Raw genomic sequence first — 22812 nt, 5'->3', positions numbered from 1 at the left:
ATGGTTTTGTAGGGATGATCGGGGTATGGTTTCTTCCGGCAAAACCGACAAGAAGGAGAGAATCTTGTGAACAAACAACTCATAGAAGATACCCTCCGGTTGTTGCATACTGAAATGTCACCTATTGCCGGAATTGAGCTTCAGCCCTCTCCGGCTGCATGTGAACAGCTAATCTCGGTACTGGAACGCCATGATCTGGAATACAGCCGCAAAGTCAATTTGCTGGGTATTTACACTATTCTCACTTTGGCAGCAGAGCGCCATATGGAATGTATCCCACATCATCCCGACCTTACACGCAACATTTTGGATGGAGATTATTTGTATAGCTTTTACCTGCAGTTTGCGGTGAAATGCCGTGAGCTCGACTTAGTTGCTTATCTAGCTCCTTCGATCAAAAAAATGCAGATTAGACGGTCAAATGGAGACTTCGCGGAACATGATCCAGCTACTGGAATCGAAGAGTTCTTGATTCAAGAGTGCAGACAGCGTAGTCGCACAAGCAAAGCCATTTGACAGGTGGGATCCATAAATGAAGCTGCATGAGGCCTTAAATATAGACATAAATGAAATCAACCGCGAAATCGTAAACCTTGTGACGCGTGATAAAGATGTACCTAAGAAATCTCAGCTCGCGCAAAGTGTTCTAGAGCTTATAAATTCCGGTGGTAAACGCCTTCGTCCCCTCATGGTCATTGTTGGCAGTCGGTTTGGCCGTAAGGATACCGGTCGCAGAGCGCTTCAATTAGCTGCTGCTGCTGAATTTATTCATGCCGCCTCATTAATTCATGATGATATCATTGACCGTTCTGAGTTACGGCGGGGCGTACCCGCCTTACATATTAAGACGGGTACATTGTCAGCAGTACATGTTGGTAATTACATGTCCGCTCGGGTCATCGAGCTGCTGAGCAAATATACAGGAGATAAAAACAGATACGTTCATGACTTATCCTCTGTAGCCACCGCTCAGCTGTGTCTGGGTGAATATCAGCAAATGGAACATGCTTTTGATTATGAAATTACAATGGATCAGTATTTGGAGAAATCCTTAAACAAAACCGCTCTTCTTATGGCAACCTGCTTACGGGTTGGTGCACTGTCCACTGAAAGCACCGAAGAAGTTGCCAATCTCCTTTATAATTTTGGAGAAGCCTTAGGGATGTCCTTTCAGATACAAGATGACTTGCTAGATTTCACACAGTCCGCCGATGTCCTAGGCAAACCTGCCGGTAGCGACCTGCGACATGGTCAGGTCACCCTGCCAGTGCTGTACGCCTTGCAGGACCCTAAGCTCTCGCCTGTGATCCGTGCAATCGGCCCGGATTCTTCCGACGCTGAAGTAGCACATGTGCTCACCCTAATTAACAATAGCGATGCCCTCGCTCGCGCTGAACGGGTCAGCCAGAACTATCTGGATAAAGCTGCAGCTATTGTGCAGCAGCTCTCCTCCTACCCTGCGCATGCTGATCTGGAAACGTTGCTGCAATATTTTGCGGACCGTGATCGCTAAAGCGTACGATCTAATACAAATAAAAACGGATACCTCCCATTCACTTGGGGGTATCCGTTTTTTTGATTTAGACACATCATTTTATTGATCTTGTCGCAATTCAACTGCTATTTTTCCGCTTCAACAGGACAAGCTAAACACGCAAACGCAGCGTAGCGCACATGAGCTAATTCAGTCATTCTACTCCATCGGATATAATTAGGGAAAACCTCCCTAAAATTAGCTAATAATCGTTCGAAAACCACGATATTAGGGAATTCCTCCCTAATAAAGTCCACTTTAGCATGCTTTTAAGAGTAACCAGCTATATTTCAGGGAGAAATTCCCTAATACAGAGTCAAAGGATAAAAAACTCAATAAGATTAGGGAGGTTTTCCCTAATCTTTGCATTCAACTCGTAGCTTCCCCCTTGCAGAGCGGGGACCCGAGTCAACACAAAAAAGGAAAGCTAGCGTAGCCAGCTTTCCGATCCCCTTGCTTACCCCTTTTGGGTAGGCTATTGTCTTTTGTTGTTAGTTTGAGGGCAATGTGCCAATGCTCAGCCAGCCGGCTCACCAAAGCCCGCTCCCTAACTAACATAGAAAAAATCAATCAGCGTACACAATAATATCACTATGCTGATCACCTGATTTAGATTATAAGAAGCCACCTTCATCAGCTTACGATTCGAAGGTTTTATAATCTTATGCTCGGTCATCAGGAGCAATGTAGCGATGCCAATCCCAACCAGATACACCCAGCCGAGATCCTGCCATACGTATAGAAATAATAGCAGCATAATCATAATGAAATGTAGACCTTTGGCGATACGCAGCGCATTCTCTAATCCAAAGAAGCTCGGAATAGACCATAACCCATGCCGCCGGTCAAATTCAATGTCCTGAGTGCCGTAGATAATATCAAATCCGGCAATCCAGAGCATAACTACCGTCCCGATCACAAACGGGGTAAATGCGATATTTCCGGTTACGGCAAACCATGCACCAATCGGTGCGGAAGCAATAACAAAGCCTAAATATAAATGGCTTAGAAAGGTAAAACGTTTTGTATAAGAATAAGTCGATATTAACACGATTGCTACCGGCGATAAGAGCAGGCAGAGCAAGTTCAGCATGCCTGAAGCCACAATAAAGATGGCATAATTGACAATAACAAAGACAACCACTTCTTTTTCTGCCAATAACCGTTGTGGCAAATGCCGATGTGCCGTACGAGGATTCTGTTCATCAAACGTACGGTCTGCCAGCCGATTGAATGCATTAGCGCCATTACGGGCACCGATCAATGCAATCAGACCCCAGATCATCACATGCCCTGATGGCCAGCCCCCAGCAGCCCACACCATCGAGATAATGGCAAACGGCAGCGAAAAGAGCGTATGAGAGAACATCACCAGTTCACTGAACATTTTAAGCTTTAGCCCTGCAGTTTTAAAAATGTTTAGAATAGCCATTCGTTTTCCTCTTTCTTCGCTACTTGAAATTCATTATATTAGTCATTAAGCTCCGCAAGGACTTCATTCAGGTTGTTAAGCAGCCCGTCGATATCCTCTTCCGTAATAATCATCGGCGGTTGAAAGGCTAGTACGTTGCGTCCTATGCCATTTTTGCCGATCAGGTATCCTCTGTCTTTCATCGCTTCCAGTACTTGATCTGTAAGCGCCGCAGAGCCTTCTGCATCCTCACCAGCAAGCTCCGCTCCCAACATAAGCCCAATTCCCCGTACATCCACAATAAGCGAAGGATAACGGTCTTGAAGGGTCTTTAGCCCTGCTTTCAATCGTTCTCCGAGCAGCACTGAGCGTTCAGGAAGCCGTTCATCGCGAATATAATCAAGCACAGCCAGCGCCGTTGCAGCAGATACCGGATTGCCTCCAAAGGTTGAAGCCGACGGACGGTTCAGCGCGAGTGCAATCTCATCCGTTGTCGCAAAGGCTGCCACCGGAATTCCATTCCCCAGTGCCTTGGCCATACTAATAATATCGGGCATTACGTCAAAATGCTCCATAGCAAATATTTTGCCTGTACGACCAAATCCAGTTTGAATTTCATCAGCGATCAGAAGCACGCCGTATCTCTCCAGCAACATTTTGACCTCACTGAAATAGGTTGGCGTTGGCATAATCATACCACCATTGCCTTGGATTGGCTCTACGATCATTGCGGCGATAGTATTCCCCTTCTCCTCAAGCACTCGCTCCAGAGATTCCAGGGATAGTGCAGCGGCTTCCTCTAGAGATAGTTCTGGATGATATGGGCGAGGAATAAACTCAACGTCATGATCCAAGTATTTATCGGTACGCCACATCGGCAGACCTGTCACACTCATAGTTAGATTGGTGCGGCCGTGTAAACCACTTTCCAGTGCAATGAACCCTTTGCGTCCTGTATACATCCGGGCAAGCAGCAGTGCGCCTTCATTTGCCTCTGAGCCGCTGTTCACGAAAAAGGTTCGGCGTAGACCGCCTGGCATAACCTCTTCCAGACGTTCAGCCAAATCCACATTTGGCTGAGTTAAATAGATCGTGGACGTATGCTGCAGCTGCTGCAGTTGCTCAATCGTACGTCCAGTTATGGCTGGATTGCAGTGCCCACAGGCAACTACAGATACACCTGCGAAGAAATCTGTATATTGTTTGCCATGTTCATCATACACAAACTGCATCGAACCTCGCACAAGCTGAGGCGCATCGCGGTAAAAATGCTGTGTACACGGATAGAAATATTGCTTACGCTTTGCCGCTACGGCTTCTCTTCCGATGAATTCTTGTTGTTCCATGATTGATTCCCTCTCTTCTTGTGAAAATAGTAACTTATTCATAGAGTACTGTGCATTCTTCTTACTAGCAGACGGTATTTTGCCCCAAAAAATAGAATTAGTTAAATTGCAGCGAACCTAGAGTATAACCCGCATAAATGGGCTCAAGACCACCTAGCATATCATCTTTCACTTCAGTACGATTCATAGCTTGTTGATAAGAAATTATAATTTCACGCAACTGCTTAGCGCTATATGTCGCTCCTTCAATACGGAAACTAGATATGCCTAGATCAATCATCTCACCAAGCAACGGCAAATAGCAGAGCTCCTTCGCGAACAAAAGATGGCAACGGCCGTGCTGATCACGATATACCGGATTTTCACCTTTGTCTGTTTTTAGAACCAATACATTATTGTGCACATATTGATTATCCTCTTCAGCAATAGGCTCCATTACTTCAGTATTCTCATAAAGATCATGTTCCATATACATTAGTGCAGGTGTACCATGTACAACAACTTCCAAAGGCGTGTCACAACGCGAGGCAAAGGTAGCAAAGTGCTCCAGCGTCATTTCCGGTGAAACCGAAAGCTGAGTTAAACCTAATTTTGCATATAATTGGGCGGAAAGATGATTGTAGACATTTAAACTACCATCTCCAATTAACGGATAACCTGTAGAACTGTATCTGCGAATCGCTCCCAAATTAGTAACGATTAGACCGTCGATCGGCAAGCGTTCTCCACCAAGCAATTGATCATATTGATCGAAATGCAGCTCGGTCATCATGCGTGGCAACCCTAAATAGATTTTGCTATCGCCTTTTAGTTCACCAAGTTCCTTAATATCACATTTTGTAAAAGGTCTGTCCGGTTCAAATACATCCCCCGGCAAGTATAAACTATCCACACCCAGCTCCAATACTACGCGCGCCTGTTCCATATTATTCACACGTACAGCCAGCTTCGCTTTTGTTGCCTTAGGTTTCTTTTCTTGCGCCAAACGTTCCCGCAATTCCTCTACACGTTTTTCAGATAGCTCACGTTCTGCGGTTGGGGTGCTAAATACTTTTCCAGTGCTATAGAATTTGCCCGTGCCTTCATAACGACGGTTAATGTTAGCTAACCCTGGTTTACCAAAAGCATAAGCTGTCGAAAAGTCACGCTTGCGGTTGTTGTACAGCTCTTTAGTATCAACCGTACGATCAAAGCCAATCGGATCATCGATATATCGGTCAATGGCTTCGCCGTAGCTATTCGCCAGCATCACCATAAAATCCTTATCACGCATACGGCCTTCTATTTTGAAGGAAGTAATACCTGATTCAATCAATTCCGGAAGATGCTCATACATAAACATATCTTTGACAGCCAGTGGATATTCAGCAGGATATACATATCCGTCTTTTTTAACCCGATAATCCCAGCGGCAAGGCTTCATACATTTTCCCCGGTTGCTGCTCATGCCAAAAACATGGGAACTGAAGTAACAATTTGCACCATGCACAGAGCACATATCCCCGTGAATAAAATATTCCAGCTCCATACCACTCCGCTGACCAAGCAGCTTAGCTGTCTGCAGGTCCATTTCCCGCGAGGTAACTACACGAGTTACACCCAGATCACGCAGCGCATAGATCATCTCCAGGTTGTGAACATTCATCATTACAGAAGAGTGAATAGGAAGGTTAAGCTCCATCTCCCGAATAAGCTCCAACACTGCCATATCCTGAACAATCAAGGCATCTGGCCGAGCACCATCAAGGAAACGCAAGTATTCTCTAGCTTCCTCCACATCTTCCTCACTAAAAAGATTATTCACAGTGATATACACTTTTTTGTCTAGACGGTGTGCGATATCAAGTGCCTCTACGATCTCTTCATGAGTAAGATTATAACCTTTACGCATCATTCTCATATTCAATACAGGTCCACCAAAATAAACTGCATCACACCGTGATTGGATCACTTCCTTGAAAATCTCAAACGTTCCTGCGGGTGCGAGTAATTCGACTTCTCTACCGTTAAAATAACGTGCCATTCAAGTTCCCTCCCAAGTTGATACTACTAATAGGGAATGAGTATTATAACAAAGCTACTGCAATTCCCATGACCACAAACATCCCAATAAAAACAGTATCGAATTTGCCCCACCTTAGGCGGTGATACCGACTGCGGGGAGCATCCATGCGAAAACCGCGGGCCTCCATGGAATACACCAGATCCTGAGCACGCCTAAAAGCACTGGCGATAATCGGGACCAGCAGGGAGACTAACATCCGTCCCTTTTCCTTCAAAGGCAGCTCTTTCAGATCGGCTCCCCTTGAGGCCTGCGCTTTCATTATGATCTGCGATTCATCTAGAATCGTAGGAATGAAACGAAGTGAAATGCTGATCATCAGCGTGATACGGTCAGGGGATAAGCCAAGCTTTTTGAAGGGTGTCAAGATCCCCTCCAGCCCTTGATTCAGCTTCCCCGGCGTTGTTGTGAAGGTCAGAAGCGCTGTAAAGGTGATAAGAAAGAACATGCGGATGACCGAAAATGCCCCTAATCTCAGCCCTCCCTCATAGATAGACCAGGAACCAAGAGTCAGCATTACCTCCCCTGTCTTTACAGACACCACCTGCACAATAAAGATAAACAACATTAAATAACGTAAAGGCTTAGCTGCTTTCAGGAAGTATTTAAGCGGAATCTTCGTTGAAGCCATAACGGCTATCGAAAAAATAGCCAGCACAGCCATGGCCATCCACGAACGTGAGAGCAGGATAACAGCTACGTATAATAGCATGCCAGTGATTTTGGCACGAGCATCCAGCTTGTGCACCCACGAACCGGTCTCAATACTCCGACCTAAGGTCAGTTTCTCATTCATGGTCATCCCTCTTTCCATCGGGCTTACCAGTGCTTATTGATTCCGCTGGCAGCGAAGCTATAAGCTCTGCCAGACTCTCAGCCGTCAAGCGGGGGGCTTCATCCACAAGACCTAAATGATCAGCAACTGCACGCCAGTAACGAAGGGACTGCGGAACCGTCAAACCACACTGTTCCAGAATCGAAGGATCATCTGCAAGCGCCTTTACACTGCCCTGAAACGCCGTGCTGCCCTCTTTAAGTACAACCCAGCTGTCCGCATAGGGCAATAACTCATCCATCCGATGCGTGACGATAATGATCGTTCTGCCCTGCTCACGGCATAATCTCTCCAGCAAGCTGATTAGCTCTGCACGGCTAATGGGATCAAGCGTTGCCGTGGGCTCATCCAGAACGATGACCTCAGGGTCCATAGCTAGCACGGAAGCGATAGCCGCCTTACGCATTTGTCCACCGCTCAATTGGAAAGGATTCCGCTCTAGCAGTGCGAGATCCAGCCCCATATCTGACATGGCCTGACGTGCACGTGACTTTGCCTCTTCGAGACTCATCCCGAAATTAAGGGGACCGAAAATGAGATCCTTCTCGACCGTATCTTCGAACATCTGCTGCTCCGGAAATTGAAATACCAATCCGACTCGGCGGCGCAGTGGCATTAGCTTAGGTGACTTCTCACCAGCCTGAATAGTTACATCAAGCACTTTTACCGTACCCTCGGTTGGTTTCAGTATCCCGTTAAACAATTGCAGAAGCGTCGATTTACCTGAGCCCGTCGCCCCCGCAATACCAACCATCGAGCCGATGGGTACACTGAGGTTAATGTCCCGGAGCGCCGTCAGCTTCCAGAGGCTTCGGTCAGCGTAGGTGTAACTTACTTGCTGTAATTCTATGGCCATAACGTGTCTATAAGCTCCTTTTCACTGGTCGGAACATCCACATGAATACCCTGGTTCTGCAGCTCGCGTGCAAGGCGCCAAGGATAAGGTTCACGCAGATGGCATTTTTCCAGAAGCTCCTCGTTCCGGAACAACTCCGCCGGTGTAACATCTGCAGCCAAACCACCTCCATGCAGCGCAAGCACCCGATCCGATGCCAAAATCTCATCTGCATCATGCGTAATCATGAGGATCGTGTACTTCCCTTCTGCCCGCATATCCTGCAGAATACCGAGAAGGTCATTTCTGCTTCCTTCATCCAACATAGAAGAGGCCTCGTCAAAAATGACGATGCCTGGTTCCATAGCAAGAATGGAAGCGATAGCAACACGCTGCTTTTGACCTCCCGACAGCTCACCCGGATGCTTGGACAACAGATGATTTATTCCTAGTCTCGTCGTATAGGAGTGCAAACGTTCAGCCATCTCTTCGTACGGCAAACAAAGCCCTTCCAGGCCGAATAGGATATCTTCCTCTACAGTGGCTCCAATAAACTGATTATCCGGATTTTGGAACACCATTCCGATACATTGCCGAATGCTTCCGATCGTTTCCTCACTAAGCAGCATGCCACTAACCACAATCTCACCAGCCCCCTTAGGCAGGAGAGCATTGAGCAGCTTGACCAACGTAGACTTCCCGCAGCCATTAGGACCAACCAAGCTGACCCATTGTCCTCGAGAGATAGATAACGTTATATTTTGAAGAATCGGATGCTCGGGATCATAGCCAAACGATACCCCATCCAGAGAGATGACTGCTTGTCCCTCTCCCTCTAAGTCTTGACCTTCGTATGATTCATTCATGTTAGTCATCCTTCCGCTGATGTGACTAATCAGTCCAAAAATTCTTCAAACAGCGATATTTTTGACAATGACGCCACCAAATAACGGACTGCATAGCCCACGGCAATTCCTGTTACTACCCCAGTGATCAGCAGCATGGGAAGATAATAAAAAATACTAAGTGATGCAAATACCATAGAAGCTGCCAGCAGCTGACCGATATTATGCGCAATCCCACCGGCTATACTAATTCCGATCAAGCTTATACTCTTACCTTTGCCACTAATCAGCATCAGCACAAACATAACAACAAAGCTAAAAAGTGAACCAAATAAACTAAACAGCAAGCTTGAGAAGGTACCTAGCAGAAATGCAGTAAGCAGTGTTTTGAGGATGACAAGCAGCAAAGCATCCCGTCCACGTAAAAAGTAAATACAAGTCAAAATCATAATGTTGGCCAGTCCGAGCTTAGCACCCGGCACCAGTCCCATCCCGGATAACGGAATCTGTGCCTCTATTAAACTTAACACTACTGCCACTGCGGCGAAAATCGCAATAATCACTGTTCTTTTTAAAGCTGTTGCAGATTCACTACTGGACATAGGCATCTATATCATCCTCCCCCGACGCACTGGTGATTTCGACTAATACTCTATGCGGTAGACAGACAATCGTCTGTTTGGGCAGGGTAATAAAACCAAAACCTAGGCAAACTTTATCAGCGCAATCGGCATCGTACATTTCAATCCCGTAATCATGCACCTTCAAAATGTTATAGCCGCGTTCCGTGCGGACCTCAATGGTTTGTTCTTCTTTTGTAAGCTTTACCGTTTTAAATAACTCACCGTCCACCGTTACATTGGCTATGAGATTTTTACCGGCCCCACCTTTGTCATCATTGTCCGAAAACCATCTCGGTACGAGAAAAGCGAGCGCAGCAATCAATACGATGGAAATCAGCCACACATCTGCGCGTTTCATAAAAATCTCCCTTATTTTTTAATTAAAATCCAGACTTATTAATTATAACGGTCTACCCTCAATCCTTCAATCAATGTTGGAGTTTATTGTCAGTTTTAGAGAGCTGTTCACAAAATAGGCACGCAAAATAACCCCAGCAGACACAACCCATTCGTCTCTGGCATTTTCAGTTGAAGTTTGTAGCGTTTGCAAAAATATCCAACTTACATTTTAGCCCATTTGCACCGAGATCGCCCATCTCCTCTGGTTTACTAGCTTTTCCGGAATAATTCACAATTAACCCAATTTAAGTTACTTTCAAAATCTAAGCGCCCCTTATCGAGGTTTGTTCCTCTCTAGAATCAAATAAACCTTATCTTGGAATTCATTATTATATTTGCCTTTTAAACAATAGTGTGTTATATTTATATGGTATTTGTTTTTCGATATATTGAATATCCCCACCAAGAAGATGTCAGGCCGACTATTATACACATCGGCATTTTGGACAAAGAGGCTTTATGTTTTCTTGCAGTACTCTTCCTTTTTATGAGATTAAATTCGAAATATAGCATTCCGATTCACACTGGCGCGGTCAATGGAGCCGCAAGGGCAAAAGAGAGGTAGGGCTTTTGTCGTATTGGAAGGATTATTCTCGCCACACGGCTGCTGGAAATAACAAGGAATCAAGACACCCGTTACTCACGAACGGCGGGGGATGAATATAACGAGAAAGCATGACGGTACGTTCCTTATTCAAGGACTACGTCATGTGTGGAAAAATATAGGCGCCCGATAACCGCTACCTAGCGGATATCGGGCGCTGTCTACGTTCAGGACTTATTTTACATATCGACTTACAAAAGCTGTTACTACATCTATATACCCCGCCTTATCCGTATCATAAGACAATCCATGCCCCGCTTGCGGCACTATGAGTCTCTCTTTTGGACTCTGGCATGCCTCATACAATTCATTCATCATAGCAAAAGGTACAAAGTTATCCGCATCCCCATGAATAAAAAGAATCGGGACCTTCGCTTTCCGCACTTGTTTTAATGCAGAGGCTTCACCAAAACCATACCCCGCCTTCAAGCGGGTGATTAGACTTGCACTTTGAACGAAAGGGAAACTTGGCAAGCGATACATGCGTCGTAGTTGGTAAGATAATTGTGCTTTTACTGAGGTATAAGCGCAGTCCGCAACAATAGCTTTTACCTGCGGCGGAAGATCTTCCCCTGAGGTCATTAGCACTGTAGCACCGCCCATAGAGACGCCGTGAAGCACAATTTGAGCACTGGGCCCAGTCTTTTTAATCATGTATTCAATCCATTGCAAATAATCTTTTCGTTCCGGCCAACCAAAACCAATGTAATCCCCTGCGCTATCTCCATGCCCTCTTGCATCGGGAATTAGGATGTTAAAGCCTAAGTTCTCGTAGTAGATTTTGGCGTACGCCCCCATATCCTTTGCTTTACCTGAATAACCGTGGGCTAGAATGGCTGTGCGTCCCGCAGCACGATTAGATTGGAGTAAGTAACCCCTTAGTTTAAGTCCATCTGCAGATACGATCTCAATATTCTCGAAGCTCTGGCGAGAGACCCAATCCTTCCCCTCCCCCCAAGAAGCTCCGGCAACCGGAGGATCAGCCTTCAGATTAGGATTATTACTTAGAAATACCTTTGGCGCTCGTTTAATAGCAATACCATAGAAGAAAAATCCCACATAGATTAGAATCCCTATGATGATTACAGCGCTAATAATGAACCATATCAATTCGCCTTCGCCATCCCCTCTACATTTCTTTTCCAACAAGAGTATACCATCTACTTAGAATGCACCAAACTATCGCAATCATGACATACAAATAGAGCCGCCATCGGAACACTCCCGAAAGCGACTCTATGTTGATCTACCCTTTATTATTTATTCTTTTTGGAGAACTTGGTTCTCATTAATAATCCGATAAGTGCAAAACCTAAACCTGCTACATAGTAAGGTGCAGGACTTGATTCACCCGTTTTTGGCAATTCCTTCACAGGTGGCTTACCTAATGGGATCGTATCGTCCACTACGATGATTTCATCAGGTGTTGGTGTTGGCGTTGGTGTCACTGCAGGTACCGGACCTAATGGGATCTCATCATCATCAACAAGTACTTCTGTGCTATTCGACGGTGTTGGTGTTGGTACTGGCGATGGTGTCGGCGAAGCTACAGGCCCAAGCGGCACAGGATCTTCTGCAAGAACTATAGTGCCAATTACGGATGATGGCGTTGGTGTCGGGAACACCGAAGTCTCTGGTGTCGACGTTGGTGTTACCTCTGGTGTTACCGTTGGTGTTGGTGTTACCTCTGGTGTTACCGTTGGTGTTGGTGTTACCTCTGGTGTTACCGTTGGTGTTGGTGTTACCTCTGGCGTTACCGTCGGTGTTGGTGTTGCTTCAGGCGTCGGCGTTGGTGTCGGCGTCACTGTCGGCGTCACTGTCGGCGTTGGCGTTGGTGTCGGCGTCGGCGTTGGTGTCGGCGTCGGCGTTGGTGTCGGCGTCGGCGTTGGTGTCGGTGTTGGTGTCACTGTCGGCGTTGGTGTCACTGTCGGCGTCGGCGTTGGTGTCACTGTCGGCGTCGGCGTTGGTGTCACTGTCGGCGTCGGCGTTGGTGTCACTGTCGGCGTCGGCGTTGGTGTCGGTGTTGGCGTTGGCGTTGGTGTCACTGTCGGCGTCGGCGTTGGTGTCACTGTCGGCGTTGGTGTTGGTGTCACTGTCGGCGTCGGTGTCACTGTCGGCGTTGGCGTCACTGTCGGCGTTGGTGTCGGTGTTGGCGTCACTGTCGGCGTTGGTGTCACTGTTGGCGTTGGCGTCGGCGTTGGTGTCACTGTTGGCGTTGGCGTCACTGTCGGCGTTGGTGTCGGTGTTGGCGTCACTGTCGGCGTTGGTGTCGGCGTCGGCGTTGGTGTCGGCGTCGGCGTTGGTGTCGGTGTTGGTGTCACTGTCGGCGTTGGTGTCACTGTCGGCGTCGGCGTTGGTGTCACTGTCGGCGTCGGCGTTGGTGTCACTGTCGGCGTCGGCGTTGGTGTCACTGTCGGCGTCGGCGTTGGTGTCGGTGTTGGCGTTGGCGTTGGTGTCACTGTCGGCGTCGGCGTTGGTGTCACTGTCGGCGTTGGTGTTGGTGTCACTGTCGGCGTCGGTGTCACTGTCGGCGTTGGCGTCACTGTCGGCGTTGGTGTCGGTGTTGGCGTCACTGTCGGCGTTGGTGTCACTGTTGGCGTTGGCGTCGGCGTTGGTGTCACTGTTGGCGTTGGCGTCACTGTCGGCGTTGGTGTCGGTGTTGGCGTCACTGTCGGCGTTGGTGTCGGTGTTGGTGTTGGTGTCACTGTCGGCGTTGGTGTCGGTGTTGGCGTCACTGTCGGCGTTGGTGTCACTGTTGGCGTTGGCGTTGGTGTCACTGTTGGCGTTGGCGTCGGTGTCACTGTCGGCGTTGGCGTCGGCGTTGGCGTCGGTGTCACTGTCGGCGTTGGTGTTGGTGTTGGTGTCACTGTCGGCGTCGGACATGGTGTTGGCGTCGGTGTCGGCGTTGGTGTCACTGTCGGTGTTGGTGTCGGTGTCACTGTCGGCGTTGGCGTTGGTGTCACTGTTGGTGTCGGCGTCACTGTCGGCGTTGGCGTTGGTGTCACTGTCGGTGTTGGTGTCGGTGTCACTGTCGGCGTTGGCGTTGGTGTCACTGTTGGTGTCGGCGTCACTGTCGGCGTTGGTGTCGGCGTTGGTCCAGGTTCATCACCATCGTATGGATAGTGGTGAAATTCACCACCACCAGTACCTTTGAGTGAAGCCGCCACTAAAGTACCGTTAATCTGACCATTAATAAAATCAACATGAGCATAGGGGGCAAGTATGCTTCCCATTACACCTATGCCTGCCATATCAAGATACGCAGCTTGGCTAAAGTTAAGCAAAATTTTCTTGCTGTTCAACACGTTATTAGGTAGAAATCCGAAGTTTTTCATTTTTACGTTAGAACCATCAATATTAATAATTGCAGTAGATCCTGAAGGAACATTTATTGTAATTCCGTAGGTATTAGAGACGTTATCTCCTGAAACATTAAAAACATTGACCGCAGGATCTGTACCTGTCAGGGTAAGGCTGCCATATTGGTACACTGTTGTTCCATTCGCCGGCAATGCTGCAAGTTCTGCTGATTTGTCCTTCAAAGACTGACCTACGGCTGAAAAGTCAATCGTACTCCCCTGTCTTTTTGCACCACCCTTGAGGAGCGTTACATTCCCTGAAAAATCTCCCCCGTACACGATATTCCCATAAACAGTACCTCCGTTGAAAGTAAGATTCCCTCCAACAACAAGTGTGTCAGTCAGGGAAACCTCTGCTGCGGTCAACCTATCTCCAACACTATAGTTGGTTAAGTTAACGTTACCTCCAGCAGCAAACCTTCCTTCCGTATCCGAAACTGTCGTTATATCCCCTAGAATAAACACGTTGTAGACCGCTGCAATTCCCAATGTAGAAGAACTACTAGCTCCAGCAACTCCAGCTCCCAATGAGGAAAGCCCACTACCTACCGTCAAAATCCCAGCTAATACAAGCGAGAGTAACGGTTTTATTCTTCTTTTCAAATGGCACACCTCCTAAAACTATGATTTATATTAATCAGAATAATTACCAGAAACTCTAAAGGACCTAACAACAAAAAAGACCGCCAAAAAGAAGTGAAATTCCCTTCTCATGGCAGTCGGACGGTCATTGTGCCTTTAAGACACTTTAGACTCCTGGACTTTGCGTCCCGCCCTTTCAGACGGTTTGCTATTATCATGACTATATATATGTATTACACTGCAAGTCCAGAACTGGTAGCTGAAGCATTCTATCCAATAACAGTCTATGACTTTTAATACTTTTGAATTAATAACAGTTTAGCTCCCGACACCCACAATTGTCAATCAATTCCTTTCGATAATTCCCCGCATTAGTACCACACAAAAAAAGCGCCTAAAGGCGCTTCGCATAAGGTTTTTCATTAAATTTTAAAGTAACTGTATATAGCCCAATATGGATATCCATAAGGGAACACTCAGAATTAAACCAAAAAACAATCCACGCTGGAGGCTGCCCTCTTTTTCCATCATAATTCTCCTTTATTTGCGTTCGATACATTAATTTTTATTATTACAATTTTTAATATAATTTATTCTTCGTTATTTAGTTGTGAATTTTATCACATTGGATAAGCTGTTTAGAAATACCATTGATTATTTTTGGAATATCGGGGTAGAATACGAATATACGTTCCTATTAGAGGTGATGAGATTCATGCATAGAGCAGAAAGCAGGGACAACATGCTGGTGAAATCTTATTTATTGCTTCCGATGATTTTATCAGCTTTCGAACGGGACTCCGCCATTTTATCTACACACTTACGAACACCCGCCCCTTATCTGGAGGTGCTTGGAACAGCTGCTGCAGTAGCTACAACAGATCTAAGGGATGTTCGTGCAGAAATGAGAAGACGGGGAATCAAGGTGTATGAGCAAAACAGACTTAATACGGGAATTGAAGCCAAGTATATATGTCGTGGCTATCATGAACGAATGCTGCTGTTGAATGACATTGTTGCGGCTCAGGCTGCCATCCATATGCGCAGATATCTAGGGCTGGATATTTCATCTTTTAAGAGTTACGAAGAACAGTACCAGATTAAGTAAAGCTGTATAGAAGCCGCTGCGCTCTCTCCCCCCAATCAATTAGTGAACAAAAAAATAGGCCTTACCATGGGAGTTGGCAAGACCTGAGAGAGATATACCACAAAACACTGGGGGGTGTTTGGTGTCTCTAATATATACCTCGAACCTGAAAAAAAGCTGATAGGCACATAAAAATTACATTAAAAATATTGTTCGCCGTTCAGAAGTGAGTAGAGTGCTCCCACAAGCTTAGCCGACCTTTAGCTGGAATTGGATGGCTTAATGGATGAACCCCTTCAAGCTTCCAGGCAAACCGTCCTTCACTATAGTCGCCAAAATCATATTCGTTCCCATTGATCCATTCCCTTAAATCCACCTCTGGAGTAACCACATAACATCCCGCGAGCTGACCTGTAGCAATAATAGCTCCTGTCGGCAAATTATTCGCTGTATAGCCATGTTTCGCCAATACTGATTTGTACGGTTCCTGTTCACAAATCTTTTTGTCAATCCTCACTCCGGCATGGATGCCTAACTCGCCGCGGTAGGCTGTTCTCCATGAACGAGTTTCAAACTCTTTTTCACCAAGAGCAATTAAGGTCGCCCAAGGCTGCCGTATTGTTATACACCGCATGATATTTATCCCCTTTGTTTTACATACATTCTTTATACAATAACAAATTATTATTATTATGGAATATAAAAGAATATATTGATTATCTATCACTATATTTCATAAATAGGAATTTATGTTTGGACAATCTTTGATGAGTTAGATAAATTTGTATAGTTATTAATATACATAAGGAGTTGTATTCTTTTGTTAAAAAAAACAACATTACTACTTAGTTCTATAATTCTTATCTTAAGTCTGTTCTCAGCCTTTTCTGTATCCGCTGAAGAAACTGTAAAATGGGAAACAAAAGCTAGTTTGCCCATAAACTTGATGGGATCAGCATCAGCAGAGTTGAATGGAAAGATATATATTTTCGGGGGAGCAAATGGATCAGGAGAGGCAGCTACAGGAACAAGAACAAATAAAACTTACATGTACACTCCAGAAACTAACAAGTGGTCTGAAAGAAAAAGTATGCCCTCTGCTAGAGCCGCAACAACTGCTGCAGTTATAGACGATAAGATATATGTTATTGGAGGTTACTATAGCGGGGGTAGAACCAACGTTGTTGAAATGTACGACCCTATAGCAGACAGTTGGGAAACAAAATCACCATTACAAACTCCTAGATCATGGTCAAGTTCAGCGGTAGTCAATGGGAAAATATACGTTTTTGGTGGATCAAAAGATAGCAGCGGACTTTCATTATTTACCGTCGAGGAATACGATCCATCAACTAATCAATGGACTTTTAAAAATAATATGCCTATTAACCCGAATGGCCCTTTTATCGCTACTGTTAATGATAAAATTTACATTACTGGCGGGACCAATGTTGCAGCAGGTGCTTCAATATTCTTCAAAAATCTTTATGAATATGATCCTGTGTTAGACACATATACTGAAAAAAAGAGTATGCCCACTCAAAGATCCGGTGGTGCCGCAGTTGTAATAAATGGAGAGATCTATTATTTAGGTTATGGTCTTTCTGTTGAGAAGTACAGTCCTCAAACTGATACATGGAGTGTTTTTACCAACTTAACTTCATGGAGATTTCAAAATTCAGCCGCGGTAATTAACAACACTATTTTTATCATCGGAGGTTCGAATCAAACTGCCGCTATATCAACAGTAGAAGCAATCACTATACCTATACCTGAAGTTACTCCTACACCAACACCAACCCCTGAACCAACACCGGGTCCGGAGCAACCTACTGGTGATCGCGCTATACTTGTCATAACAATGAATACAGGACTTGAAAAAGAATTTGATTTAAGTATGGATGAGGTTAATGCCTTTATAAATTGGTATGAGAATAAACAAACTGGTGCAGGAACTGCATCTTATGCCATTAATAAGCACGATAATAATAAGGGGCCTTTTACCAGTAGAAAAGATTATGTCATTTACGATAAAATACTAACCTTTGAAGTCAGTGAGTATACAATTTAATAAACAAAAAAAGCCCGCCAACCATTTAAAATTGACGGGCTTTTTTATGAAGTTATAAATGGAGGCTTTAGTATTGTTCCCAAATTCAAAGGAAGAAAACTGTATGTAGAATTAATTGAATTAAAAGTATCATTCTCAATTTATATAATTAAGCTTTTTATAAGACACCTATGAAATAGCTAGTCACCACTTATGATTGACGCATTAAATTTACTATTTATATTGATTAAGAAAAAATTGTTGCAAATCCAATTCAGATTTTATACTCTCAATAACACTTTTCAAACCAGGTACCCAGAGAAAAGTATCTTGTCGGATATAATTCATTACTAGCTCATAACTACGCTCAAACTTTTCAATGTTAGGACTATGTTCGTTTTCCAGTACTGTACGTACCCTTTCTGCTAATTCTACGTAGTCAGCATCAATGTGCTCTTGTTTATAGCTCTCCGCCGATTTTAACTTGGTCCAGGCAAAGGCCCCGCCAGCTACAACTTCTTCAGATCCTTCTACGTATTCAATGCATGAATCATAATTTATAAATGCATTAATTCGTTCTTCAAGCAATTTAAAATCTTGTACATAATTAAGGGTTTTTTCCAAATAAGACACCTCCCCAAATGATAAGAAGATGTGATCTAAACTCACCAAAAAAATTCTAGTTGGTAATCACAACTTGATAGTGAATCCAGTATATACTCTTTTGAAACATAAATATATGTATTATTTTTCACATATAAATTCACACTTATTGTTGAGTTGGGATAAATGTGTTTATAGGTATAGCATTAGTGATAATGTAATCACTTAAAAAAAGAGGTGGCTTGTTTTGATCAACAAAAGAGTCGAAGAGTCAATAAAAGAACATTCACCAGTGCGCCTATACTTAATCAGTGGCGAAACCTTTGAAGGCATTTGCGAAGAAAATTTTAGTGACCAATTCGTCCATTTAAACACAGGTAATGGTATTATTTCATTTCCGCTTTGGGTAGTAAAATATATCCGATTACAACCTTTATAGTGCATATATTGATAAGGAAACTCTAACCTTGTTTCCTTCACTGGAACTCCTAGTGCAAACTCACTGGGGGGGTTATTTTATGTATGCTCTGAGTTCAAATCGGTCCCGAACGAACCGGGCTCCAGCAATTTTGATGGACCCGTAGTATATGAGACTGTGACAGAGCAGCCGTTAAAAATTCAGAGTCTGTCTTAAGGACTTTGTATACATTACTCAACATGATCATTCCTATGTAATATAACGAATCTTTAGACTGGTCTCTTACCTTTAGATCGTTTTTCCAATATAAAATTTATACATTTTTTTGTAATCATACATTGCTTCACAACTATATCGGCATTCAAAGGTCACGCCCTAGTAAGTGACTAAATGTTTATGTACATCTTCGGGCTTAATCCCTACGAATTCTAATCTTTGATTTCTTGCTTCAGCAATTCGCAGCTTAACTTCTCATCTCATAACCTCCTGATAACGAAATACCCCGCCATCTGGCAGGGTTTCGGCACTTTCGAATCAATAAGTTAAGTATGGTTCGTCTGGACTATTTTGTATATAAACTTTAAGCAGTTGATTAGCAAATTATCCTTAGGAATAATTTAGCAAGCTAGCAAGCTAGCAAGTTGCGAAGTTCGTAATTTTACAATACATACCGTTAGATAACGATTGCGGACCAGTTAAAGCGTATATTTTCCCATGGTGGCCTTCTTCAGTGAGCACTTTGACTGCAACAGCGGCAATATCTGCCTCGTGAATTCTAACGCCCAAAGCATCAGGGAATCCCGTTCTTACAATTCCTTCTTTTTGAATGGATTCTGCCCAAAAATATAATGCATTCTTCATAAATTCTGACGGCCTTAAGATTGTCCATTCCATTCCGCTATTTTGAATAACGGTTTCGATAGGGTTTCCCCCGTAATCCATTAAGGCTACAATTTTCTTTACATTTGCCCAATTACTGTATGACAATTAAATAGAAGAGAGCTGCTAAAACAAACCGGTATAGAGCAAACCACTCCAATCGAAGTCTCTTAATCAGTTTGATGAACGTCACTACTGCAATCATTGCCACAAGAAAGGATGTCGCAAAGCCAATTAACATTAGAAGCAAATCGTCAGAACTCAGCAAATCACGACTATCGTACAAATCCAACAAGCTTGCACCAAACATAACAGGCACAGAAATAAGGAATGTAAAATCTGCAGCGGCTTTTTGGCTAGTGCCAAGCAACAGGCCACCTGAAATCGTCGAACCTGATCTCGAAAATCCCGGCCATAACGCCAAGCATTGGAACAGACCAATTCCGAAAGCCTGTTTATAATTAATCCCATCGATAGTACCAGCGGTTTCAGTCCGCCTATTCCGCGCTGCAATGATCATCAACACGCCACCAACAACTAGACCGATCAAAACAGGGGTTGGGCCAAATAATTGGCTTTTTATTGTGTCCTTGAAGAGAAGATATAGGATTAATGCTGGTAACATAGCCAAAATCATATGAATGACATTTAATCCTTTGCTTTTGGAAAAATCCATTCTAATCATATTAACCCCAATCTTCAAATACCTTTTCCAATAAAGAATTAAAACTGCCATCACTGCACCCAACTGAATAACAATTTTAAAAGTTATTGCAGCATCTCCCTCAAAGCTAAGCAAATCGCCTGCTAGAATAAGATGTCCAGTAGATGATACTGGTAAAAATTCAGTTAAGCCCTCTATTATGCCAAGTATTATTGCTTTAATTACATCAGTCATTAGTGCATTGTCCCCTTTCGGAAATAAAATCATTTAATTTCCAGTATAAGGGAGACACGTAAACTTCCCCATCGATTAACCTAACAATATTCAATTCAGAATGACATAATTGTCACATTGCTCATTATTCCAGTCTTAAGTAACTCCTTTATTAAACTATCCTTTCCCGTTAGCATAACAACAGTATCAAACATTAAATTCAACCTGTATCAATAAAAAATCCGTTAACCTTCTGAACTTGCTGCCCGTTATTTTGGATAATCAAGTTCAGAGCATACAGCAGATATGAATACCGAAACGTAACTTCCATTTGATCATTCTGCAGCCGCGTGCGTGGAGCCTCAATGACCATCATGATTCCAAAGCGCTGAGAAACCACACAGAACCGCCACCCCGACCAAGAATAGGGGGTCCTTTTTTTGGCAAAACACAAAATATTAAGTATAATGTTATTGTCGAAACGCTAAGGCGTCTGTACAGGATGGCTACCTGGCACTGATGATGGCAGGCCAAGCGCTTTATAAAGTTTTCTTTATGTGTATTTATACTTTAGGAGCGTGGTTATCTATGAAAATTAATATTACCGCACATTTTAACATTGATATTACTTTATCTCTTCATCTGTTAGCCGTAGCCAGTCTTGCTTATGAACTCAGTTCACTGACGAGCTCGTGAAATTCGAGCGAAAAGTATCTGTACTAAGACACCTTGTGGTGTCTTTTTTTATTTTTATAGTAATTACCATCTAACCGATCTGCCCCCGCAAGAGAAAAGCAGCTTATGATGCTCCTCCTCCACCATTCTTCATTCTGATTGCTGTCAGCTTGCGCCACACCTTCCGTCTGCTCGACAGTGACCACTAGTCATACCGTTTTCATTAGCGATTTCGCGCCATGTCTTATCTTCCTTGATACGTTTCTCCAGAAGAACAGGGAACGGCATTGGCTGTCCATCATATTCGACTTCAGGAAAGATTAGGCCATTCATCAATAAATATCACCCTGGGTACTTATTCACATGTTCTCCCCAACTTGCAGGAAGCAGTGCCCCGATGTATCTGAGATTCTATTCTAGGAACCCGAAAAGAAGTGGAGAAAATTGACGAGACACCCACTTTACTCGGATAAAGGGTAGAAGAATGGAAGAAGTCAGGGGGATTTAACGAAAAATGGCACGGTCCCGGAATCCCGGAAAACCGCGCCATTGCGCCATTCTTAGATATGCTGGTGAAGGGAATTGAACCCCCGGCCTACGCATTACGAGTGCGTTGCTCTACCCCTGAGCTACACCAGCTTAACGCTGTTTTTCTGTCAAACAAAAAATATTATACAACTTCCAGCCAGAAACGCAAGCCTATCTCTCCCTGTTTTCCGCCCTTCTAAACTGCTAATCCACCTGTAGCTTACGCTCCACAGACTCTAACTTTCCACGGCTAGTAGAGGGTTTATCGCGGCGGTCGTCTATTTTAAGTGAGGTAGAGACACGTTCTGCACCTGCGTCAAAAGGAGACTCATGCAAAGCTTCTACCGCGGCAAAAATGCGTTGCAGAGGCCCTTCGATGATCGTCCCCATGGACGTAAGTTCATAAGTAATCCCTTCTACTGTCTTCAGCACCCGCTGCATATCCGCAACATAGCTGCTAAGACTGGTGCTGCCTGTTCCAATTGGAATAACTGTAACTTCAGCAATAGGCATGAGAATACCTCCTCGAAATTTTATAGTAGCTGTCTCCTTCCATTGTAACAATTCCACCGCTCTGTCACAAACTAAGCAAGATTATCCTCCCTTATCTCTTCTATTTCTTCTGATTACTCCAAAATATGACTTGGGCTAAGAGTATTTTCTCATGAGCAAATTCTAGGGTCATCTGCACTATATTTATGGACTCTTTGTGGCATCTTTTCGGACAATTTATGAATCATTTCGCATCTCCCTGTGGATCAATTGTGGATTACTTATGGACAGCCTGTGGATCATTTGTGGAGTACTTTTAAAGAACCCGCTCCCCGCGCGGGTTTTCTAAAAAACTGTTTACAAACACAACATCTTGGGTTATTTTTATCTAACGACAACAAAATATAGTGGAGACAGGCGCTTTGATCCTTAACCGGATTTAGAGCTTAATAGGGAAGCGCGGTGAGAATCCGCTGCGGTCCCGCCACTGTAACCGGATGGCCTTCTTAAGCTTCTGGGAAGCTTGAGAATCCACATCTCCCGGCAAATGCCACTGAGGGTTAGGAACACCCTTGGGAAGGCGCCGAGAGATCCCACGGAAGCCAGGAGACCTACCTGTTTCGACGACACCAACTATTGATGCCTGCGAGGAACAGGGATGGTGTCCGCATGCGGTCATCTACGTAGAGACCTCTGCAAATATCCGTGTGGATATTTACATAACGCATCGGGCATTTTCTGCCATCCTCGGGTAGGGGATGCTTTTTT

Annotated in this window: 22 protein-coding genes, 1 tRNA gene and 2 riboswitches; of the genes, 5 read left to right on the top strand and 18 right to left on the bottom strand. The window is 44.4% G+C overall.

Annotated features, from left to right (window positions below):
- Positions 1-66: 66 nt before the first annotated feature.
- Together NST94_RS02485 and NST94_RS02480 are read left to right on the top strand one after the other, a co-directional pair.
- The gene (locus tag NST94_RS02485) at positions 67-516 is read left to right on the top strand and encodes a hypothetical protein (RefSeq protein ID WP_076124508.1); all 450 of its coding nucleotides are present in this window, start codon (positions 67-69) and stop codon (positions 514-516) included.
- Between the two features lie 16 nt (positions 517-532).
- Entirely contained in the window at positions 533-1513 is a 981-nt protein-coding gene (locus tag NST94_RS02480) for a polyprenyl synthetase family protein (protein ID WP_076124510.1), read from the top strand.
- Between the two features lie 568 nt (positions 1514-2081).
- On the opposite strand, the gene NST94_RS02475 is transcribed toward NST94_RS02480, so the two are convergent.
- The 10 genes from NST94_RS02475 to NST94_RS02430 all read right to left on the bottom strand — a co-directional run bounded on the left by NST94_RS02475 (position 2082) and on the right by NST94_RS02430 (position 14456).
- Positions 2082-2966: a UbiA-like polyprenyltransferase gene (locus NST94_RS02475; RefSeq protein ID WP_076179740.1), complete on the bottom strand. Its 885-nt coding sequence runs from the start codon at positions 2964-2966 to the stop codon at positions 2082-2084.
- A 38-nt stretch (positions 2967-3004) separates the two neighbouring features.
- Positions 3005-4291, bottom strand: coding sequence for an aspartate aminotransferase family protein (locus tag NST94_RS02470; RefSeq protein WP_076179741.1), 1287 nt, complete (start codon positions 4289-4291; stop codon positions 3005-3007).
- Between the two features lie 97 nt (positions 4292-4388).
- Complete coding sequence (locus NST94_RS02465) at positions 4389-6314, bottom strand: U32 family peptidase (protein ID WP_076179742.1); 1926 nt, start codon at positions 6312-6314, stop codon at positions 4389-4391.
- Positions 6315-6357: 43 nt separating this feature from the next.
- Positions 6358-7149 (bottom strand): energy-coupling factor transporter transmembrane component T, encoded by a 792-nt coding sequence (locus NST94_RS02460; RefSeq protein ID WP_076179743.1) that lies wholly within the window; start codon positions 7147-7149, stop codon positions 6358-6360.
- Positions 7142-8044 carry an energy-coupling factor transporter ATPase gene (locus tag NST94_RS02455; RefSeq protein ID WP_076124517.1) on the bottom strand — a complete coding sequence of 301 codons (903 nt, stop codon included), beginning with the start codon at positions 8042-8044 and terminating at the stop codon, positions 7142-7144. The genes NST94_RS02460 and NST94_RS02455 overlap by 8 nt, the downstream gene beginning before the upstream one ends.
- Positions 8035-8889: an ATP-binding cassette domain-containing protein gene (locus NST94_RS02450; RefSeq protein ID WP_076179744.1), complete on the bottom strand. Its 855-nt coding sequence runs from the start codon at positions 8887-8889 to the stop codon at positions 8035-8037. The genes NST94_RS02455 and NST94_RS02450 overlap by 10 nt, the downstream gene beginning before the upstream one ends.
- Before the next feature lie 29 nt (positions 8890-8918).
- Positions 8919-9476: a Gx transporter family protein gene (locus tag NST94_RS02445; RefSeq protein WP_076124520.1), complete on the bottom strand. Its 558-nt coding sequence runs from the start codon at positions 9474-9476 to the stop codon at positions 8919-8921.
- Positions 9460-9849 (bottom strand): NusG domain II-containing protein, encoded by a 390-nt coding sequence (locus tag NST94_RS02440; protein WP_036681022.1) that lies wholly within the window; start codon positions 9847-9849, stop codon positions 9460-9462. Before NST94_RS02440 ends, NST94_RS02445 begins: the two co-directional genes overlap by 17 nt.
- Before the next feature lie 819 nt (positions 9850-10668).
- On the bottom strand, positions 10669-11643 hold the full coding sequence (locus tag NST94_RS02435) for an alpha/beta hydrolase (protein WP_256717233.1): 975 nt from the start codon (positions 11641-11643) through the stop codon (positions 10669-10671).
- A gap of 107 nt (positions 11644-11750) precedes the next feature.
- Complete coding sequence (locus NST94_RS02430; RefSeq protein WP_339281616.1) at positions 11751-14456, bottom strand: choice-of-anchor A family protein; 2706 nt, start codon at positions 14454-14456, stop codon at positions 11751-11753.
- 108 nt (positions 14457-14564) lie between these two features.
- Positions 14565-14655: riboswitch (cyclic di-GMP riboswitch) on the bottom strand.
- 495 nt (positions 14656-15150) lie between these two features.
- On the opposite strand from NST94_RS02430, the gene NST94_RS02425 reads away from it, so the two are divergent.
- A complete protein-coding gene (locus tag NST94_RS02425) occupies positions 15151-15543 on the top strand; it encodes a hypothetical protein (protein WP_051491249.1) in 393 nt (130 codons plus the stop codon).
- Between the two features lie 199 nt (positions 15544-15742).
- On the opposite strand, the gene NST94_RS02420 is transcribed toward NST94_RS02425, so the two are convergent.
- Positions 15743-16156, bottom strand: coding sequence for an ASCH domain-containing protein (locus NST94_RS02420; protein ID WP_339281615.1), 414 nt, complete (start codon positions 16154-16156; stop codon positions 15743-15745).
- A gap of 186 nt (positions 16157-16342) precedes the next feature.
- Here NST94_RS02420 and NST94_RS02415 point away from each other — a divergent pair, with 186 nt between their 5' ends.
- Positions 16343-17593 carry a kelch repeat-containing protein gene (locus NST94_RS02415; RefSeq protein ID WP_339281614.1) on the top strand — a complete coding sequence of 417 codons (1251 nt, stop codon included), beginning with the start codon at positions 16343-16345 and terminating at the stop codon, positions 17591-17593.
- A 213-nt stretch (positions 17594-17806) separates the two neighbouring features.
- Here the strand turns inward: NST94_RS02415 and NST94_RS02410 are convergent, their stop codons facing one another.
- A complete protein-coding gene (locus NST94_RS02410) occupies positions 17807-18196 on the bottom strand; it encodes a hypothetical protein (RefSeq protein WP_339170978.1) in 390 nt (129 codons plus the stop codon).
- 226 nt (positions 18197-18422) lie between these two features.
- Here NST94_RS02410 and NST94_RS02405 point away from each other — a divergent pair, with 226 nt between their 5' ends.
- A complete protein-coding gene (locus NST94_RS02405; RefSeq protein ID WP_339170976.1) occupies positions 18423-18614 on the top strand; it encodes a hypothetical protein in 192 nt (63 codons plus the stop codon).
- Positions 18615-19226: 612 nt separating this feature from the next.
- On the opposite strand, the gene NST94_RS02400 is transcribed toward NST94_RS02405, so the two are convergent.
- The 6 genes from NST94_RS02400 to NST94_RS02375 form a co-directional block, all read right to left on the bottom strand.
- Positions 19227-19454, bottom strand: a complete 228-nt coding sequence (locus NST94_RS02400) for a hypothetical protein (RefSeq protein WP_339170975.1) — start codon at positions 19452-19454, stop codon at positions 19227-19229.
- 112 nt (positions 19455-19566) lie between these two features.
- Entirely contained in the window at positions 19567-20370 is an 804-nt protein-coding gene (locus NST94_RS02395; RefSeq protein WP_339281613.1) for an undecaprenyl-diphosphate phosphatase, read from the bottom strand.
- 199 nt (positions 20371-20569) lie between these two features.
- Positions 20570-20749: a hypothetical protein gene (locus NST94_RS02390; protein ID WP_076185198.1), complete on the bottom strand. Its 180-nt coding sequence runs from the start codon at positions 20747-20749 to the stop codon at positions 20570-20572.
- A gap of 440 nt (positions 20750-21189) precedes the next feature.
- Entirely contained in the window at positions 21190-21357 is a 168-nt protein-coding gene (locus NST94_RS02385; protein ID WP_175617348.1) for a hypothetical protein, read from the bottom strand.
- Positions 21358-21591: 234 nt separating this feature from the next.
- Positions 21592-21663: transfer RNA gene (locus tag NST94_RS02380), tRNA-Thr, on the bottom strand.
- A gap of 93 nt (positions 21664-21756) precedes the next feature.
- Entirely contained in the window at positions 21757-22065 is a 309-nt protein-coding gene (locus NST94_RS02375) for an MTH1187 family thiamine-binding protein (RefSeq protein ID WP_339281612.1), read from the bottom strand.
- A gap of 377 nt (positions 22066-22442) precedes the next feature.
- Positions 22443-22678: riboswitch (cobalamin riboswitch) on the top strand.
- The last annotated feature ends 134 nt before the right edge of the window (positions 22679-22812 follow it).

Origin of the sequence: Paenibacillus sp. FSL H8-0282 (assembly GCF_037963825.1) — a bacterium.
GTDB classification, from domain to species: Bacteria; Bacillota; Bacilli; order Paenibacillales; family Paenibacillaceae; genus Paenibacillus_AQ; species Paenibacillus_AQ odorifer.
The sequence above is the reverse complement of the archived record's forward strand: the minus strand, read 5'-3'. Positions and strand labels throughout refer to the sequence as shown.

Coding starts and splice junctions, on each gene's coding strand:
- NST94_RS02480 (WP_076124510.1), top strand. CDS start 533: ATGAAGCTGCATGAGGCCTTAAATATAGACATAAATGAAATCAACCGC.
- NST94_RS02475 (WP_076179740.1), bottom strand. CDS start 2,966: ATGGCTATTCTAAACATTTTTAAAACTGCAGGGCTAAAGCTTAAAATG.
- NST94_RS02470 (WP_076179741.1), bottom strand. CDS start 4,291: ATGGAACAACAAGAATTCATCGGAAGAGAAGCCGTAGCGGCAAAGCGT.
- NST94_RS02465 (WP_076179742.1), bottom strand. CDS start 6,314: ATGGCACGTTATTTTAACGGTAGAGAAGTCGAATTACTCGCACCCGCA.
- NST94_RS02460 (WP_076179743.1), bottom strand. CDS start 7,149: ATGAATGAGAAACTGACCTTAGGTCGGAGTATTGAGACCGGTTCGTGG.
- NST94_RS02455 (WP_076124517.1), bottom strand. CDS start 8,044: ATGGCCATAGAATTACAGCAAGTAAGTTACACCTACGCTGACCGAAGC.
- NST94_RS02450 (WP_076179744.1), bottom strand. CDS start 8,889: ATGAATGAATCATACGAAGGTCAAGACTTAGAGGGAGAGGGACAAGCA.
- NST94_RS02445 (WP_076124520.1), bottom strand. CDS start 9,476: ATGCCTATGTCCAGTAGTGAATCTGCAACAGCTTTAAAAAGAACAGTG.
- NST94_RS02440 (WP_036681022.1), bottom strand. CDS start 9,849: ATGAAACGCGCAGATGTGTGGCTGATTTCCATCGTATTGATTGCTGCG.
- NST94_RS02425 (WP_051491249.1), top strand. CDS start 15,151: ATGCATAGAGCAGAAAGCAGGGACAACATGCTGGTGAAATCTTATTTA.
- NST94_RS02420 (WP_339281615.1), bottom strand. CDS start 16,156: ATGCGGTGTATAACAATACGGCAGCCTTGGGCGACCTTAATTGCTCTT.
- NST94_RS02400 (WP_339170975.1), bottom strand. CDS start 19,454: ATGAAGAATGCATTATATTTTTGGGCAGAATCCATTCAAAAAGAAGGA.
- NST94_RS02395 (WP_339281613.1), bottom strand. CDS start 20,370: ATGACTGATGTAATTAAAGCAATAATACTTGGCATAATAGAGGGCTTA.
- NST94_RS02385 (WP_175617348.1), bottom strand. CDS start 21,357: ATGAATGGCCTAATCTTTCCTGAAGTCGAATATGATGGACAGCCAATG.
- NST94_RS02375 (WP_339281612.1), bottom strand. CDS start 22,065: ATGCCTATTGCTGAAGTTACAGTTATTCCAATTGGAACAGGCAGCACC.